This window comes from Pseudomonas sp. NS1(2017) (genome assembly GCF_002269425.1).
GTDB lineage: Bacteria > Pseudomonadota > Gammaproteobacteria > Pseudomonadales > Pseudomonadaceae > Aquipseudomonas > Aquipseudomonas reactans.
On sequence record NZ_CP022960.1, the window covers coordinates 5050905 to 5069083 of the forward strand.

14 protein-coding genes and 1 pseudogene are annotated in these 18179 nt (G+C 61.5%); 9 read left to right on the plus strand and 6 right to left on the minus strand.

The window, feature by feature from the left end:
* The first annotated feature begins 174 nt into the window (after positions 1-174).
* From CI807_RS23555 to CI807_RS32180, 3 genes and pseudogenes are all read left to right on the plus strand, one after another.
* The gene (locus tag CI807_RS23555; protein ID WP_095016447.1) at positions 175-4149 is read left to right on the plus strand and encodes a bifunctional nitrate reductase/sulfite reductase flavoprotein subunit alpha; all 3975 of its coding nucleotides are present in this window, start codon (positions 175-177) and stop codon (positions 4147-4149) included.
* A 232-nt stretch (positions 4150-4381) separates the two neighbouring features.
* Positions 4382-5383, plus strand: a pseudogene (locus tag CI807_RS32175) (cache domain-containing protein); the annotation flags it as partial.
* Between the two features lie 87 nt (positions 5384-5470).
* Positions 5471-6238 carry a methyl-accepting chemotaxis protein gene (locus CI807_RS32180; RefSeq protein WP_371858017.1) on the plus strand — a complete coding sequence of 256 codons (768 nt, stop codon included), beginning with the start codon at positions 5471-5473 and terminating at the stop codon, positions 6236-6238.
* On the opposite strand, the gene CI807_RS23565 is transcribed toward CI807_RS32180, so the two are convergent.
* The 3 genes from CI807_RS23565 to CI807_RS23575 all read right to left on the minus strand — a co-directional run bounded on the left by CI807_RS23565 (position 6228) and on the right by CI807_RS23575 (position 8834).
* The gene (locus CI807_RS23565; protein ID WP_095016448.1) at positions 6228-7022 is read right to left on the minus strand and encodes an alpha/beta fold hydrolase; all 795 of its coding nucleotides are present in this window, start codon (positions 7020-7022) and stop codon (positions 6228-6230) included. The genes CI807_RS32180 and CI807_RS23565 overlap by 11 nt on opposite strands.
* Before the next feature lie 77 nt (positions 7023-7099).
* Positions 7100-8002, minus strand: coding sequence for a LysR family transcriptional regulator (locus CI807_RS23570; RefSeq protein WP_095016449.1), 903 nt, complete (start codon positions 8000-8002; stop codon positions 7100-7102).
* A gap of 55 nt (positions 8003-8057) precedes the next feature.
* Positions 8058-8834, minus strand: coding sequence for a nucleotidyltransferase domain-containing protein (locus CI807_RS23575; RefSeq protein WP_095016450.1), 777 nt, complete (start codon positions 8832-8834; stop codon positions 8058-8060).
* Between the two features lie 135 nt (positions 8835-8969).
* On the opposite strand from CI807_RS23575, the gene CI807_RS23580 reads away from it, so the two are divergent.
* Positions 8970-9920, plus strand: coding sequence for a transporter (locus CI807_RS23580; protein WP_016979971.1), 951 nt, complete (start codon positions 8970-8972; stop codon positions 9918-9920).
* A 6-nt stretch (positions 9921-9926) separates the two neighbouring features.
* Here the strand turns inward: CI807_RS23580 and CI807_RS23585 are convergent, their stop codons facing one another.
* On the minus strand, positions 9927-10955 hold the full coding sequence (locus tag CI807_RS23585; protein ID WP_095016451.1) for a UV damage endonuclease UvsE: 1029 nt from the start codon (positions 10953-10955) through the stop codon (positions 9927-9929).
* A 173-nt stretch (positions 10956-11128) separates the two neighbouring features.
* Between CI807_RS23585 and CI807_RS23590 the strand changes: the two genes are divergently transcribed.
* From CI807_RS23590 to CI807_RS23600, 3 genes are all read left to right on the plus strand, one after another.
* A complete protein-coding gene (locus tag CI807_RS23590) occupies positions 11129-11542 on the plus strand; it encodes a DUF2231 domain-containing protein (protein ID WP_095016452.1) in 414 nt (137 codons plus the stop codon).
* Positions 11539-12831 carry a sorbosone dehydrogenase family protein gene (locus tag CI807_RS23595; RefSeq protein ID WP_095016453.1) on the plus strand — a complete coding sequence of 431 codons (1293 nt, stop codon included), beginning with the start codon at positions 11539-11541 and terminating at the stop codon, positions 12829-12831. The genes CI807_RS23590 and CI807_RS23595 overlap by 4 nt, the downstream gene beginning before the upstream one ends.
* 70 nt (positions 12832-12901) lie before the next feature.
* Entirely contained in the window at positions 12902-13822 is a 921-nt protein-coding gene (locus tag CI807_RS23600; protein WP_095016454.1) for a helix-turn-helix domain-containing GNAT family N-acetyltransferase, read from the plus strand.
* Between the two features lie 37 nt (positions 13823-13859).
* Here CI807_RS23600 and CI807_RS23605 read toward each other — a convergent pair whose 3' ends face one another.
* Positions 13860-15263 (minus strand): MFS transporter, encoded by a 1404-nt coding sequence (locus CI807_RS23605; RefSeq protein ID WP_095016455.1) that lies wholly within the window; start codon positions 15261-15263, stop codon positions 13860-13862.
* 143 nt (positions 15264-15406) lie between these two features.
* Positions 15407-15937 (minus strand): GNAT family N-acetyltransferase, encoded by a 531-nt coding sequence (locus CI807_RS23610; RefSeq protein ID WP_095016456.1) that lies wholly within the window; start codon positions 15935-15937, stop codon positions 15407-15409.
* A 153-nt stretch (positions 15938-16090) separates the two neighbouring features.
* On the opposite strand from CI807_RS23610, the gene proP reads away from it, so the two are divergent.
* Positions 16091-17593 (plus strand): glycine betaine/L-proline transporter ProP, encoded by a 1503-nt coding sequence (gene proP, locus CI807_RS23615; RefSeq protein ID WP_038849597.1) that lies wholly within the window; start codon positions 16091-16093, stop codon positions 17591-17593.
* Between the two features lie 52 nt (positions 17594-17645).
* Positions 17646-18152 carry a GAF domain-containing protein gene (locus CI807_RS23620; RefSeq protein ID WP_095016457.1) on the plus strand — a complete coding sequence of 169 codons (507 nt, stop codon included), beginning with the start codon at positions 17646-17648 and terminating at the stop codon, positions 18150-18152.
* Positions 18153-18179: the final 27 nt, after the last annotated feature.

Consider the following 18179-nt stretch of genomic DNA (forward strand, 5'->3'; position numbering starts at 1 on the left):
TTTTCGCGAGCAAGCTCGCTCCTACAGGAGGGCGGTGAAACCTGGCGCGTGACTTGCTAGGAACACCTCAACCAAGCAGTCAACGCTGACTGCCCTCTCACGACAAAGGCGCCGTGTAATCCCCGTTCTGAACGGAGGGTTGCAAGGCGCCTTTTTTGTTTACGCAGGTTTCAGATGGCCAACCAAAGCATACGCAGTGTGTGTCCCTATTGTGGCGTGGGCTGCGGCATCGTCATGCAGGTGCAAGACAACAAAGTGGTCAAGGTGATCGGCGATAAGGCCCACCCCACCAACTTTGGCCGCCTGTGCACCAAGGGCACCACCTGCGGGCAAGCCATCGCCGAGTCCGGGCGCATGGAAAACGCCTATGTACGCCAGGCCCGGGAGCATGACCCGGTGCGCATCGGCATGGACAACGCCCTCCGCGAAACCGCGCGCCGGTTGCGTCACACCCTCGACACGCACGGCCCGGACGCCTTGGCTTTCTACGTGTCCGGGCAGATGTCACTGGAGTCCCAGTACCTGATCAACAAATTGGCCAAGGGCTTCGTCCGCACCGCTAACATCGAGTCCAACTCGCGGCTGTGCATGGCCAGCGCCGGCAGTGGCTACAAACTCTCCCTCGGCTCCGACGGCCCGCCGGGGTCCTATGAAGACTTCGATCGCGCCGACCTGTTCTTCGTGATCGGCGCGAACATGGCTGACTGTCACCCCATCCTGTTCCTGCGCATGATGGACCGGGTCAAGGCCGGGGCGAAGCTGATCGTGGTCGACCCCCGCCGCAGTGCCACGGCAGACAAGGCCCACCTGTTCCTGCCGATCAAACCTGGCACCGACCTGGCATTGCTCAATGGCCTGCTGCATCTGCTGGTCAAAAACGGTCACACCGACCCGGCCTTTATCGCCGCCTTCACCGAAGGCTGGGAGGCGATGCCGGAATTCCTGGAGGACTATTCGCCAGATCAAGTCGCCGCCATCACCGGCCTGGCCGAAGCCGATATCCGCCAAGCCGCCGACTGGATCGGCCAGGCCGCCGAGTGGATGAGTTGCTGGACCATGGGCCTCAACCAGAGCACCCACGGCACCTGGCACACCAACGCGCTGTGCAACCTGCACCTGGCCACCGGCGCCCTCTGCCGTCCGGGCAGCGGGCCGTTTTCCCTCACGGGTCAACCCAACGCCATGGGCGGACGCGAAATGGGTTACATGGGCCCTGGGCTGCCGGGGCAACGTTCGGTGCTGGTCGAGGCCGACCGCGCTTTTATCGAAGAGTTGTGGCAGATCCCCCACGACAGCCTGCCGCGCCAGGCTGGCAGCGGCACCGTGGCAATGTTCGAGCAAATGGCTGCCGGACAGATCAAGGCCTGCTGGATCATCTGCACCAACCCGGTCGCCAGCGTGCCTAACCGGCAGACCGTGATCAAAGGCCTGCAAACCGCCGAACTGGTGATCACCCAGGATGCTTTTCTCGACACCGAGACCAACCGCTACGCCGACATTCTGTTGCCCGGCGCGCTGTGGGCCGAGGCCGAAGGGGTGATGATCAACTCCGAGCGCAACCTGACCCTGATGCAAAAAGCCGTCGACGCGCCCGGCGAGACCCTGCCCGACTGGCAGATCATCGCCAGGGTCGCGTGTGAAATGGGCTTTGCCAATGCGTTCACCTATGCATCCGCCGCCGACGTGTTTGAAGAAATCAAACGCGCCTGGAACCCCAAGACCGGCTACGACCTGCGTGGCGCGAGCTACCCGCGCCTGCGTGAACAGCCGCTGCAATGGCCTTGCGCGTCGGAGGATGGCGCGGACCGCAACCCGATCCGCTACCTGGGCACAGGCACCCTCGCCTTCGCCACCGAAACCGGCAAAGCCCAGTTCTTCGCCCGCCCGCATATGCCGCCCGCAGAAATGCCGGAAGACGCGTTCCCCTTCGTGCTCAACACCGGCCGTGTGCAGCACCAATGGCACACCCTGACCAAGACCGGCAAGGTTGCGACCCTGAATAAACTCAACCCCGGCCCCTTTGTGGAATTACACCCCGAAGACGCGAGCCGATTGGGTATCAAGGACAAGGATCGAGTCGAAATACGCTCCCAGCGCGGCATCGCCGTGCTGCCCGCCGTGGTCACCGACCGTGTGCGGCCAGGCAATTGTTTTGCGCCGTTCCACTGGAACGATGTATTCGGTGAAAACCTGGCCATCAACGCAGTGACCAACGACGCGGTGGACCCGATTTCCTTACAGCCGGAGTTCAAGTACTGCGCCGTCGCCCTGGCCCGCGTCGAGCTGATCGACCACCAATTCCTGGACCGCCCTTCCCCCGTAGCAGAGGACACCGCCATGTCGCGCCTCGACGCCTTCGCCGAAATCGCCGGCATCCGTAACCTACCCGCGCCACCCCTGAGCGAGAATGAGCGCACCTACCTCGCCGGCTTTCTCAGCGGCCTGCAGTCCAACGCCGCGCGCCAGGCCGTCGGCGTGCCGACCATGCCCGCCAATGCGCCGCTGGCCGATGCGTCGCGGCTGTGGTTGAACGGTTTGCTCGGCGGATTGTTCAGCCATGCGCAATCCGTCGCAGCGCCCTCCCCAGCCGTTACCTTGTTGTGGGCCTCGCAAACCGGCAACGCCGAAGCCTTGGCCGAGCGTTTTGCCAAACGGCTGCGCGACGCGGGCATTGCCGTGGAACTGAGCGCGATGTCGTATTTCCCGGCGAGAAAACTGGCAAGCACCCACACCCTGGCGCTGATCAGCAGCACCTTTGGCGACGGCGACCCACCGGACAATGGCGAAGGTTTCTGGCACAGCCTCAGCACCGCCGAGACGCGCCTGGAGTCCTTGCGCTTCGCAGTGCTGGCCCTGGGTGATCCGAACTATGACCAGTTCTGCAACCACGGCAAGCAACTCGACCAACGCCTGTCGGAACTGGGCGCCACCCGCCTGCTGGAACGCGTCGACTGCGACACCGAATTCGAAGCACTGGCCGACGCCTGGCTGGTGCGTTTCCAGCAAACCTTGGCCCCGGCAAAGCCCGTCGCGCCCGCCACCCCCGCCGGAAAAACCAAGCTGTACGGCTCACGCCTGCTGCTCAACCGCCACTTGAACCCGCAAAGCGTCCACAAGGAAACCCGTCAGTTCGCCCTGGACCTGGCCGACTCCGGGCTGACCTACGAAGCCGGTGATGCCCTGGGTGTGCGGCCGCGCAACTGCCCCGACCTGGTCAGCGAGTTACTCGACTTCACACGCTTGAACGCCAGTACCTGCGTGAACATCGACACCTTCGGCGACGTGCCGCTGCAACAGGCCCTGACCCAGCACTTCGAAATCGCCCGGCCCAGCAGCGACACCCTGGCCTTCATCGCCGAGCGCAGCACCAACCCTGGCCTCAAGCACTTGCTCAACCCCGAACACAAGGCCGAACTGAATGACTGGCTATGGGGCCGGCAACTGGCGGATGTGCTGCAGGCCTACCCCATCGAGTGCTCGGCGGATGAATTACTGGGCACCCTCAAGCGCTTGCAACCACGCTTGTATTCAATCGCTTCGAGTGCCAAGGCCTATCCGCAGGAAGTGCACCTCACCGTAGCCGCCGTGCGTTACGGTAAACGTAAAGGCGTGTCCTCGACCTTCCTGGCTGACCGGGTCGGCGACGGCGAAGTGCCGCTGTTCGTGCAGCCGTCCAAGCACTTTCGCACGCCGACTGACGGCGACGTGCCGATGATCATGATCGGGCCCGGCACCGGTATCGCGCCCTTTCGTGCGTTCTTGCAGGAACGTCGCGCACTGGGTCATCAGGGGCGCAACTGGCTGTTCTTCGGCGAACAGCACGCCGCCAGCGATTTCTATTATCAGGACGAACTGCAAGGCATGCAGCGCGACGGCCTGCTCAACCACTTGAGCCTGGCGTTCTCGCGCGACCAGGCGCAAAAGATCTACGTGCAGGACCGCATCCGCGAACAAGGGGCCGAGCTGTGGCGCTGGTTGCAGGACGGCGCCAGGCTGTATATCTGCGGCGACGCCAGCCACATGGCCAAAGATGTCGACCAGGCCCTGCGCCAAGTCGCGCAAACCCACGGCGGGCTTGGCGTCGAGGGTGCCGTGGAGTACTGGCGGCAGTTAGGTGAGCAGAAGCGTTATCTGCGTGATGTGTATTGATTGGATACAGAACAATAAGCACTTTGTATTGTGTACAAAAAACCCTAAAGATTTGCCGGCACCGGGCCGAAACATCAGTGGTAGCAAATCGCCGCAATCCTGATTGAGATAGGCGACGATTTGGCCGCCCTTCACGCTGATGGTCGTCTCGATGAAAATAAAAAATAAGCTGGTACTCGCATTTGTCTCCGTTGCATTCATCCCGGTAAGCCTGGTGGCCGTGATTTCGGTCATGAACACACGGACCCAGGCGGTGGATCAGTTCATCGACGGCAGCACCCGGGAAATCCGCCAGATTGATGGCAACATCCGCCAGTTCTTCGACGGCACCTTGCAAAACGTCGATCAAATGGCCACCGATTCTGTATACACGTCCGTGAGCACGCTGAAGAACTACCAGCCCGCCGACGCAGCCAGCCAGCCCATGCCCGCCGAGGCGCAAGCAGTGATCGACCGCTTCGCGCGCTTTGGCGCCACGCACCCAGCGGCGGCCATCCTGTCCATCGGCCTGGAAGACGGCACCTACGCCAAATGGCCGGATGACCCGCAACTGGCCAAGTACGACCCGCGCACCCGCCCCTGGTACAAGGCGGCCATGGCCAGCCCTGGCAAGACCGTGCGCACCCCCGCGTATTACTACGACAAAGACGACGTCGCTCTGGTGGGTACTGCGCGCGCACTGCTGGAAAACGGCAAGGCCAAGGGCGTGTTCGTGGTCAGCGTCTCACTGAAAAACCTCACCGAACTGCTCAAGAGCATCAAGCTCGGCGAAAGTGGCTACGTGATGCTGATCGAGGACGGCGTGGTGCTGGTCGACCCGCGCAACGCCGCCCACAACTTCAAGCCGCTCAAAGACCTGGGCACAGCCTATGCACAGTTGGCCGACACTGCACAGGGCTCCACTGAAGTGGTGATCGACGGCGTACGCTACATGGCCAACGTGTGGACCTCCCCCCGCCTCGGCTGGCGCTACATCGGGCTGATCGAACACCGTGAAGTCATGGCCGAAGCCACACGCATGACCTACCTCACCGCCATCATCGTCGCGGTGCTGGTGCTGATCTTCGGGCTGATCGCGGCGGCGTTTTCCAAGGTCATCGTCAAGCCTATCGGCCAGGTCAGCACCGGCTTGCAGTCCATCGCCCAGGGCGAAGGCGACTTGCGCCACGAATTGCAGGTCCAGGGCAAGGATGAAACCGCCGAGCTGGCCGGCTGGTTCAACAAGTTTCTTGCAGCGATCCGCCAACTGATCCAGCACATCGGCGCAGCCTCGGCCAATTTGCAGAACGCCTCCAAGGTCAACAGCGAGGTGGCGCACAACATGAACGAGGCGGCCGGACGCCAGCGTGAGGCGGTCGAGCTGGTCTCTACGGCGTTCAACGAAATGGTCGCCACTGCCAACGAAGTCGCACGCTCCTGCAGTGGCGCGGCGCAATCCGCCGAGAACGGGCACCGTCGCGTGGCCGAGGGCAAGCAGCAGATCGAAGTCACCACCGACAACGTCAACCGCCTGGGGCGCCGCCTGACTGAGTCATCCCAGGCCATGGTCGAACTGGAAGCCGGCAGCCGCAGCATCAACCAGATCCTCGGCACCATCCGTGCGATTGCCGAACAGACCAACTTGTTGGCGCTCAACGCCGCCATCGAAGCCGCCCGTGCGGGTGACCAGGGCCGTGGTTTTGCGGTGGTAGCCGACGAAGTGCGCGCACTGGCCAAGCGCACCTCCGACTCCACCGGCGAGATCGAGCAACTGCTCGGCACCCTGGAAAACAAGACCCAGGAAGTCACGCAAAAGATGGGTAGCTGCCTGGACCTGTCGAAGGCCAGTGTGTCGTCCATCGAAAACGCGCGGGACAGCTTTGAAGGGATCCAGACGTCGGTCAACGAGATCCGCGACCAGAACCTGCAGATCTCTGCCGCCGCCGAGGAACAACACAGCGTGGCCGAAGAGATCAACCGGCATATCCAACAGATCTACGACGAAGCGCGCCTGGTGGAAAGCCTGGCCAACTCGGCGCAGGACGATTCGGGGCGGCTGTCAAACCTGTCGGATGAGTTGAATGGATTGGTGGGGCGGTTCAAGTCCTGAGGAAGTCGGCGATTGCCTGCCACATCGCGAGCGGGTTGGAATACATCGGGAAATGCCCACACTGGGCAATCGGTGCCAGGCGCACGCCGTTGGCCTGGATATGCGCCAGGTAGGACAGCCCGGCATTCTGCTCGCCGTACATGAACATCTTCGGGCACGGCAGCCCGAGGAACTTGCCCATCAGGTCGGCGTTGCCAGAGAGTTCGACCATCGACTGGAAGATCCCGCGCACGGCACCGGCACGCACCTTGTGGCGCAGGCTTGCCGAGTAAAGCGCGCTGGCATACGCCGGTGCCTGGCGGGTGCGCGCGATGAAGGCGCTGAAAAACGCCTCGGGATCCTCTGCCGGGAAATCCACGATCTGGCGGCTGAGAAAGCAGTCTTCGGGGGCGATATTGCCTTCAATGTCGGTGAAGCTCAGCACGCGATCCGCAAAGCGATGCGCCAACATCAAGGCGGTCAGGCCGCCCATGGAATGGCCGACCAGATGGAAGCGTTCGATCTTGAACTGCGCCAGCACCTGCAAGGCGGTTTCCAGCAGGAATGGGATATTGATGCTCGCCAGGTCGGCGCATTGGCTCTCACCGCAGCCGGGGGCGTCGTAGGCGATGAAGGCATGCCCGTCGAACGCCGGGTGCAGGACGATATCGGCGTAGTCCTCCTTGGTCGAGCCGAACCCGTGCAGGAACAGGATGGGCGCGCGCTCGCCGTCGCGGTGGATCGCTGCAATCTCCACAGCGGTGCCGTCTATGGTCAGCGGAATTAAGGAATGAACGAACGACATGCAAGAGTTCCTTGGCCAAAAAGGTGCCAATTTCAGCGGTTAGCCGCGCGGTGTAAATGACGGATAACGGAAGGTTGTCATACGCCAATCGTATGAGTCTGGAACTGCGCGACCAACTCGGTCACCAGGGGGTTGGGTCGCTCACTGTTCCAGGCTACCGCCGTGGTGACCACATTGAGTTTCTGGGTCAGCGGCCGTAGCACCACGTTGTCCGGCGCGAGTTTTTTCAACGACGCCGGCACCAGCGCAATGCCCTGGCCACAACTGACGAATGCAATCTGCGAGGCTACCGAGCGCACTTCATGCAGCACCCGTGGCGAGAAGCCGCTGGCGCGGCAGGTGGCGATCAGGTTGTCGAAATACACCGGGCTGACCTTGCGCGAAAACATCACCAGCGGCTCGCTGGCCAGGCTCGACAGGCTGATACGTGAACGCGCGGCCAACGGGTGATCGCTCGGCAACGCCACCATCAAGCGATCTTCCCTCACCGGCAACGACTGGATCGCCGGGCCGAGGTCGCCGTCCAGCCGGGCGAAGGCCAGGTCGATATCCCCGGCTTCCAGCGCCGGCAGCGCCTCGACGCTGTCGATCTCGCGCACCGACACGGTGAGGTGCGGATACTGCTGCTTGAGTTGGTCGATCAGGCTGGGCAACACATCAAACATCGCCGTGGAAATCGCGCCGATGGTGAGCATCCCCGACTGGCCCGCCACTGCTTCTTCGACAGCGAGTTCCAGGCGTTCAAGCTGCTCGGCAAACTTGCGCACCGCCGGCAGGATCGCCGCGCCCACCGGGGTCAACTTGGCGCCCCGCCGGGAGCGTTCGAACAGCTGGACCTTGAGCGCCTGCTCCAGCACCTGGATCTGCTCGCTCAACGGCGGTTGCGACATGCCCAGGCGCTTGGCGGCGCGGCCGAAGTTTTGTTCTTCAGCGACAGCGAGGAATAGCCAGAGGTGGCGAATGAGGCGGAAGTTGATCATGGCGTTTCCATAGGCTTGGCGTATGCAATCAGCGGTTTAGCGCCAATATACCTATCTATTGTTGCTGGGAAACCATCCAGTCGAGAAAGGCTTGAAGCCGAGTGGTGAATTTCTCGCCCTCCGCGCTGGGGTTGCGTGCCTCGAACAAAAAGAACGCGAGTTGGGCCACCATCGCCGGGTAATGCTGGAGGAACAGCTTGACGTGGTCCTCAAGCGATTGCGGCCACATCAAAGCCTGCACCGGGCAAAACAGCAGCGTTGAGCGCACCAGCTTGCGCGATGCTTCACGCTGCAAACGCAGACGCGCTTCATCAGCACCGGCTTGCTCGATGCGAACGAGATAGCCCTTGAGCACCGCTTCAAAGTCACCGTTAAGCGCCCAGGCAATCTCACGGGATGGGCGGAACGCGTCGAAACGCACCGAAAGATCATTGCCCCATACACAACGACAATGGTGTTTGAGCCAAAAACCCCAACGATCTTTGTTCTCGGGTGACAGCACCTGCGCGCAATGACCGATATCGAAGTCGACCTTCGTCACTTCCGGATGCCGCTGTTCAAGGGCCAGGCGGGTCAGTTCCAACTGTTCAAGCAACTCGGCTTGAGGCGGTTCACGAAATACCAGCGTGAGATCCAGATCGGACTCAGCGGAAATGGCCTCTCCCCTGGCGACACTGCCATACACATAAATACCGCCCAGCCCCCACTGCGCCGGTGAAAGGGTCGCACAGACATCGCTGAGCAACGGCTGGAACTCAGGCTGCAGGGGCAAATCGGTCACGGCAAGGACACATCCTTGCGCGTCGACACCAGTAGGTTGCGATGAATTCACGGGAACTGTTTCCTTGAGAAAGACCGACAAGCATGACGGGCAAGGGGCTGAGGGCGCAACGACCTTCAATCCTTGGGCTATGCTCAAGCGGCCCCTGACAGCACGCACTGTATGGCCAATTGGATAGGAAGTCCTATGAACCCAACGACCCGCGTTTTAAGCCTGCTCACCCTGCTGCCCATCGCGATGGCCCAGGCCGACGACGGCGGTATCAGCTTCTGGCTGCCCGGCCAGTTCGGTGCCCTCGCCGCTGCGCCGACCACGCCGGGCTGGAGCCTGCCGCTGGTTTACTACCATGTGAATGCCAGCGACGGTCGGCACTCAGCCACCCCGCGCGGCGGGCGCACGGTGGTGGGGCTGGATGCCAAGGCCGACCTGTTGTTTGCCAGCCCGACCTACACCTTCGCCACGCCGGTATTGGGCGGTGCCCAGGCGGCGATTTCGGCGGTGGCGGCCGTGGGGCGTTCCGAGGCGAGTGTCGACGCCACGGTGACCGGCCCACGCGGGCGCTCGTTTTCGGGCGGTACCAACGATGCCCTCAAAGGGGCCAGCGATCTTTACCTGCTCGGCACCCTGAAGTGGAACCACGGCGTGCACAACTTCATGGCTTATTCCATGGGTAACCTGCCCGTGGGCGCCTATGACCCGGATCGCCTGGTCAATATCGGCCTGGGCCATGCCGCGCTGGATGCTGGCGGCGGCTACACGTTTTTTGACAAGACCAACGAGTTCTCCGCCGTGGCGGGCGTGACCTATAACTGGGAAAACCGCGACACCCACTACCAGAACGGCATCGACGCGCACATCGACCTCAGCGCCTCGCACTTCTTTACCGCACAGACCCACGCCGGACTGGTGGGTTATTACTTCCGTCAGGTCACCGGCGACAGTGGCAGCGGCGCGGTGCTGGGGGACTTCAAGTCCCGCGTGGCCGGGATCGGGCCCCAGGCGGGGCACTTCTTCAAGGTGGGTGATGAACTGTGGTACGCCAATATCAAGGGCTACTACGAATTCGACGCCAAGAACCGCCCGGACGGCTGGAACATGTGGCTGTCCCTGGTAATCCCTCTGTCTGGCAAAGGCTGACGCGATTCAGGCACTTTGCCGCTTCCAGTGTTCGTAGAACGCCAGCGAGGCGACGTTCTTGCCTTTGGCTTCAAGCATGATGTCGAAGCGATCGAGGAACTGCAGCGCGTAGTCATTGGTCCAGCGGTTCCACATCTGCACACTGTGAGCGTAGAGATCGCGCTTGGACACCACCTGCAACAGCGCGTCCATTTCCAGCTTGTGTTCGGCGTCGAAACCCAGTTCCTGCAAGACTTCCTGGGGCTGCGAGTAATGCATGGTCGGGCGCACGCCGCGCCAGCTTTCAATCACGCGGGCAACGCGTTCGGAGTGGGGGTCGATGTAGTCGTTTTCGTTGATCCAGCAGTGGTGGATGTCCAATACCACCGGCGCCAGGTCAGCGACTTGCAGGCAATGGTCGAGGCCGTAGGTTTTCTCATCGTTCTCAAAAGTGATGCAGTTGCGCGCCACCTCCGACAGGCGCGACCACACCGCGCGGGTGCCTTCCACGCCAAGGCGACCGGCGATGTGCACGTTGCACTTGAGGTCCTGGAAGCGACGGCCGTAACCCATCATGCGGATCATGTCGGCGTGGTATTCGAACTCGGCCAGGCTGTTTTCCACCACGCCGGGGTTCTCCGAACCGAGCACGCAATACTGGCCGGGGTGGAACGACAGGCGAATATCCGACGCGCGCGCCAACTCGCCGATGGCCGCGAACCCTTCCACCAACTGGCGCTCGATGGCTGGGTCTTTATACACCGCAGCAACTTTCTGATGGCTGTAGAACGGCAGCAGATCGCTGCTCAGGCGCAACATGCGCAAGGTCGGCGGTAACTCGGCCACGTAAGCCAACAGGCGCAACTGGGCGGCCAGGTTGTGCGTGACCACTTCCACCAGCTTGTCGCGGGCCACTTGCGGCGTGACGCTGTCCATCCAGCGCAACGTGGTGGTGCGCGGGTTGAACGGGCCTTCAATCAACTTCAAGGCACTGGCGGACAGTAGGCGCTCGGGATGTTGGTACTGGCACGCAAAGCCGATGCGAGGGTGGGTCATGGAGGCGCCTGACGAGAGAAAAGGACGGGATGATACGGCGTTAGGCCGGGGCCGCCCTAGAGGGTTCCCACTAATTCGAATCGTTTCACGCTGAACTTTCTCACACGCGACGCGTTCACTTCTTATGCGCTGCCCCGTCCAGGGGCGTTGTACAACAAGGAGCCGCCATCGCTATGACTACCCTCCCCGCTTACCGATACGCACCCGGGCCGCTGCATGCGACCTTGCTCGCCGGCACCGTGCCGTTGTTTCTCGGTGCCTTGCTCAGCGACATTGCCTACACCCAGACCTACCAGATTCAATGGGCCAACTTCTCCGCCTGGCTGATTGCCGGCGCGTTGGTGTTCGCCGGCTTCGCGTTTTTGTTTGCGCTGGTCAACCTGCTCCGTGCCGAGCGCAAGGCCGGGCAACCCACGTGTTATGTGCTGCTGTTGTTGGCCACCTGGATCCTCGGCCTGGTCAATGCCTTCCAACACGCCAAAGACGCCTACGCGTCGATGCCTGGCGGCCTGATCCTGTCGGCGATTGTCTTGCTGCTGACGCTGGCGGCCACCTGGACCGGCCTGCGCGCGGGGGGTGTTAAATGAAAACGTCGAGCACACTGACGCTGTTGAGCGCTGCCCTGCTGCTGACCGCCTGCGGCGGTGAAGGCGACAAGACCCAGGCCCGCGGCCCCGATCCCAAGCTGCCGGAACAACAAAGCAGCCTGTTGCCGAGCATGAAGATTGCCGAGCCCGCGCCCTGGGGCGATCAGAAACCCAAGGTGCCGCAAGGCTACAGCGTCACGGCGATTGCCACTGACCTCGCGATCCCGCGTCAGACTCTGGTGCTGCCCAACGGTGACATCCTCGTCGCCGAAGGCCGTGGCGGCAGCGCGGCCAAGCTCAAGCCCAAGGATGTGATCGCCAGCCTGATCAAGGCCGAGGGCAATACCAAGGTCAAGGGCGGCAACCGCCTGACCTTGCTGCGTGACGCCGACGGTGACGGCACCTATGAACTCAAGACGGTGTTCGCCGAAAACCTCAACGCGCCGTACGGCCTGGCGTTTGCCAACGGCAAGCTCTACGTGGCCAACCAGGATGCGCTGGTGAGCTTCGACTACGCCGACGGCCAGACCAAGGCCGCTGGCCCGCCCACCAAGGTCACCGACCTGCCGGCACAGATCAACCACCACTGGACCAAATCCCTGGCGGTGAGTGCCGACGGCAGCCAGCTTTACGTGGGCATCGGCTCCAACAGCAACGTCACCGAGCGTGGCATGGAAGTGGAGATCGACCGCGCAATGGTCTGGCAGATCGACGCCGCCACTGGCGCGCACAAGCCGTATGCAACAGGCCTGCGCAACCCGACGGCACTGACGATCCAGCCGGACACCGGGCAACTCTGGACCGTGGTCAACGAACGCGACGAACTGGGTCCCGACCTGGTGCCGGACTACCTGACCTCGGTGCGTGAAGGCGCGTTCTACGGCTGGCCGTACAGCTACTGGGGCCAGAATGTCGACCCGCGCGCCCAACCGCAGAACCCGGCCAAGGTCGCCGCCGCGATCAAGCCGGATTACAGCCTGGGCTCCCATGTGGCAGCGCTCGGCGTGGACTTCTCCATCCCCGAAATGGGCGAGCAGTTCGCTGACGGCGTGTTTGTCGGTGAGCACGGCAGTTGGAACCGCGACAACCCGGTGGGCTACAAGGTGATCTTCGTGCCGTTCAGTAATGGCAAGCCGTCCGGTGAGCCGATCGACTTTGCGACGGGTTTTCGCGGTGATGACGGCAAGACCCGTGGGCGCCCTGTCGGTGTAACGGTGGACCCCAAAGGTGCGCTGATCATTGCCGATGACCTGGCCAATACCCTTTGGCGGGTGACGCGTAACCGCTAAGCAAAATGTTTGACATGGTTGCCTAAAGCAACAATATAATTGCTTCAGGCAACCATTCGAGCATTCCCGCATGTCCACTCCCCTGCTTGTCGAACGCGCCGGCATCGTGCGCGGCTTCAATCGCTTCTACACCCACCAGATCGGCGTGCTGCAGGAACACCTGCTGCAGAGCGACTATTCGCTCACCGAAATCCGCGTGATGTACGAACTGTCTACCCGTGGTGATCTCACCAGCGCCGACCTGTGCCAGATGCTCAGCCTCGACGCGGGCTACCTGAGCCGATTGACCAGTGGTTTCGAAAAGAAGGGCCTGATCCAGAAAGTCCGCTCCGCCACCGACGCCCGCGCAGTGCAACTGCACCTCACCGACCATGGCCGTGCAGTGCTGGCGCCCCTGGAACAGCAGACCCAAAGCGAAGTCATCGCCCTGCTCGACAGCCTGCCCGAACAACACCAGCGGCACCTCACCGGCGCCATGAAACGCATCCAAGCGCTGTTGCAAGGCACCGCGCCAACCTACTTGCTGCGCGATCCACAGCCAGGCGACATGGGCGTGGTAGTGCAACAACAGGCCGCGTTGTATGCCCGTGAATATGGCTGGAACTGGGAATTTGAAGCGCTGGTGGCGGAGACGGTCGCCAAGTACCTGAGGGCGTTTGATCCAACCTGCGAGCGTTGCTGGATCGCGGAAAAGGACGGCGAAGTGGTGGGCTCGGTGTTCGTCATCCGCCACGGCGAAACCACAGCCCAGCTGCGCATGCTCTACGTGGACGCCAGTGCGCGCGGCATGGGCATCGGCCAACGGCTGGTGGATGAGTGTGTGCGCTTTGCCCGGCAGGTCGGCTACCAACGCATGCAACTGTGGACGGTGGACATCCTCGGCGATGCACGCAAGCTCTATCAGAAGGCCGGGTTCGCGTTGGTCGAGGAAGAGACGATAGACAGCTTCGGCAAATCCCTGGTCAGCCAGACCTGGGCGCTCATGCTGTAAAGCGGTCCCGCGCCGTTGCGGCGCGGGACATAAGACCTTACAGGTCAGTGATTTCCTTGTGACGCGGCACCAACGTCTTCATCACGCTCCAGGCCACCAGGTAGGCCAGTGCGCAGATGGCGAACATGATCATGTAGCCGGTGTGGATGTCGCCGACGGACTTGTAGTAGTCGAACACCCAACCGCCGATCTTGGTCATGACCACGCCCCCCAGGCCGCCGGCCATGCCGCCGATACCGACCACCGAGGCCACGGTTTTCTGCGGGAACATGTCCGACACGGTGGTGAAGATGTTGCATGACCACGCCTGGTGCGCCGAGGCGCCCACGCCGATCAGCAATACCGGCACCCAGAAGCTGATATAGCCCAATGGCTGCGCCAGCAACACCACCAGCGGGAACAGCGCGATCACCAGCATGGCTTTCATGCGGCCATCGTAGGGCGCATCGCCGCGTGCCATGAAGTAGCTGGGGAACCAGCCACCGCCGATACTGCCGACCATGGTCATGCTGTACAGCACCGCCAGCGGCATGACGATATCGGCGCCTTTCATGCCGTATTGCGCCGACAGGTAGGTGGGCAACCAGAACAGGAAGAACCACCACACGCCATCGGTCATGAACTTGCCGAAGGCAAACGCCCAGGTCTGGCGATAAGTGAGCAGCTTGAACCACGAAACTTTCTTCTCCACGGCGCCAGCAGGTGCAGGGGTGAAAGGCTGCACGGTCTGGTCGCTGCGGATATACGCCAATTCTTCAGGCGACAGGCGTTTTTGCTCCTCCGGTTTCTTGTAGAGCGCGATCCACACCGCTACCCACACGAAACCCAACCCGCCAATCACGATAAACGCCGCTTCCCACCCCCACAAACCGGCAATCAACGGCACGCAGATCGGCGCCAGGATCGCACCCACGTTGGCGCCGGAGTTGAAAATACCGGTGGCCAGCGAGCGCTCTTTCTTCGGGAAGTATTCGGCGGTCGCCTTGATCGCAATCGGGAAGTTGCCCGCCTCGCCAATCGCCAATACCGCACGCGAGAGCATGAAACCGGCAATCGACACCGGAATCACCGCCAGGCCAATTGCACCGCTGATGGCCGCGATGCCCTCGCCCATGGGCACCGAGAACGCATGCATGATGGCGCCCGTGGACCAGATGCCAATCGCCACTATATAGGCCGCCTTGGTGCCGATCTTGTCGACAAAACGCCCGGCAAACAGCATGGAGATCGCGTAGACAAACTGGAAGACTGCCGCAATGTTTGCGTAGTCGGTGTTGCTCCAGCCAAATTGCGTAGAGAGCTGCGGCGCCAGCAAGCTGAGCACCTGGCGATCGAGGTAATTGACGGTGGTCGCGAAAAACAGCATCGCGCAGATGGTCCAGCGATAGTTGCCTACCGCTTGGCCAACGCGGTGTGCGTTGATGGGCTCGTTCAAGTTCATGGCATCACTTTTTATTTTTGTTAGGTAGGACATATGTAACGTCATATGTCGTCGTACAACTGTCACTTTTATATCGGGACGCCAGAACGCTGTCAATCTGAAAGATTGCCGTTTATCGAGGTATTGCGCGGGTATGTGAAATGTCAGGCAAAAGCAGTTGTAGGATGACGAACGCGTAGTACCAAGCTAGGTGCCTTACCCGGCACATCGTCGAGCGTACCGTAAGGCAGCATGCCGATCTTTTCCAGCACGCGGATGGAGGCCGCGTGATCCGGCCGTACCAACCCGAACACTTCGGGCAAGCCGAGTGTTTCGAAGGCCAGCTTTAATGCGTCACGGCCCAACTCGGTGGCGTAGCCCTGCCCCCAGGCTTGCACCGCAAACCGGTAACCCAGGTTGATGCGTCTATCGGTCAGGTAGTCCATCGGCGCGATGCCACCAAAGCCAATGATGTAATCCGGTGCTTCGACGCGTGCAATCGCCCACCAGCCATAGCCTTGGGTAGCCCACTGTTCGATCCAGTGATCGAGCACGCGTTGTGCAGCCTGCAGGCTGGCCATGGGGCCGGCGGGGTTGAACAGGTTGGTCTGCGGATCGCCGTAGATCGCGAACAATCGCTGCACGTCACTCGGTTGTGGCGGTCGGTAGGTCAGGCGGGGGGCGGCAGCGGGCATTCGGTTTTCTCCTGAGTAAACCTGTGAAGTTCAATGCATGTGCAAAAAAACGCAAATAGAGGTGAATTATTTCATGTCCGCTTGTATCTGAACTGACAGAGCGGTGCCATCGCAACGATGGCACCTCCCCTGTTCTGCTTTAGAGTGCCCCGCATGAAATTACGTAAGAAAAGCGTCAAGCCCATCGGATTGAAAGACATCACCATCGTCGACGACACCAAGGTGCGCAAGGCAATCACCGCCGCCGCCCTGGGTAACGCCATGGAATGGTTCGACTTTGGCGTCTACGGTTTTGTCGCCTATGTGCTCGGCAAGGTGTTCTTCCCCGACGCCTCGCCCAGCGTACAAATGATCGCTGCACTCGGCACGTTCTCGGTGCCGTTCCTGATCCGTCCCCTGGGTGGTCTGTTCTTCGGCGCACTGGGCGATAAATACGGACGGCAAAAGGTTCTCGCCGCGACCATCGTGATCATGTCGCTGAGCACTTTTGCCATCGGCCTGATCCCCTCCTACGCCTCGATTGGCATCTGGGCGCCGATTTTGCTGTTGCTGTGCAAAATGGCCCAGGGTTTCTCGGTGGGCGGTGAATACACCGGCGCGTCGATCTTCGTCGCCGAGTATGCGCCGGACCGCAAACGCGGCTTCCTCGGCAGTTGGCTGGACTTCGGCTCCATCGCCGGTTTCGTGCTGGGCGCGGGCGTTGTCGTGCTGATCTCAAGCATATTGGGCGAAGCCGACTTTGAGTCATGGGGCTGGCGCCTGCCGTTCTTCCTCGCCCTGCCCCTGGGCATTATCGGCCTGTACCTGCGTCATGCGTTGGAAGAGACCCCGGCCTTCCAGCAGCACATGGACAAAATGGAACAAGGCGACCGCGAAGGCCTGACCCACGGCCCCAAAGTCTCGTTCAAGGAAGTGGCGACCAAGCACTGGCGCAGCCTGCTGACCTGCATCGGCATCGTGGCGGCGACCAACGTGACCTACTACATGTTGCTCACCTACATGCCGAGCTACCTGTCGCACAACTTGCACTACAAAGAAAACAGCGGTGTGCTGATCATCATCGCGATCATGGTCGGCATGCTGTTCGTGCAGCCGTTCATTGGTTTCATCAGCGACAAGATCGGCCGCAAGCCCTTCATCATCGCTGGCAGTATCGGCCTGCTGTTCCTGTCCATCCCGGCGTTCATGCTGATCACCAGCGGCAAGATCGGCCTGATCTTCGCAGGCTTGCTGATCCTCGCCGTGATCCTCAACTTCTTCATCGGCGTGATGGCTTCGACCCTGCCGGCAATGTTCCCGACGCATCTGCGCTACAGCGCGTTGGCCAGTGCGTTCAACGTGTCGGTACTGATCGCCGGCGTAACCCCGACCGCCGTGGCCTGGCTGGTGGAAAGCACCAACGACCTGTTTATGCCTGCCTACTACCTGATGGTGTTTGCCGTGGTCGGCCTGATCACCGGCCTGACCATGAAGGAAACCGCCAACAAGCCACTGCGCGGCGCAGCGCCGGCCGCTTCGGACATGGAAGAAGCCAAGGAACTGCTGCAAGAGCATCACGACAATATCGAGCAGAAGATCGAAGACATCGATGCCGAAATTGCCGAACTGGAAGCCAAGCGCAAGAACCTGGTCGAGCAGCATCCCCGTATCAACTAAACCCTGACCCTGCGTGGCGGCCAACGCCGCCACGCCATAGGAGTGTTCACGCATGGTTCCAAGCGTCACCGCAGCCTCGTTACTCAGCGCAGATGAGCGCGCTGCCATCGCCGAAATCGAAGCCACCACCAGCATCCTGCACCTGGTCACCCGCCTCACCGGCATGCGCTTCGCAGGTATCGCCAAGTTCACCGACCTGGAATGGGTGGTGTGCTCGGTCTACGACCCGCTGCAAATGGGCATCAACGTCCACGATGTACTCGACCTGGAAACCACCCTGTGCAGCGAGTTCTGCATCAACCCCCAGGCGCTGTTCATTCCCGAGATCAGCAAGAACGGCCGTTTTGCCACGCGCCCAGTGGTCAAGCAATACGAGATCGAAAGCTACGCCGGTGCGCCAATCTTCCTGCCTGACGGGCGTTTGTACGGTGCGCTGTGCGCGCTGGACTCACGGGCAATGCTGTTCGACGACCCCAACCTGCCGGAAACCCTGAGCCTGTTTGCACGGCTGATCGGCTGTATTTTCTATGCAAACTTGACGACGACCGGCGATACATAAGCCCTCATTTTCTGACCCGCGCGGCCG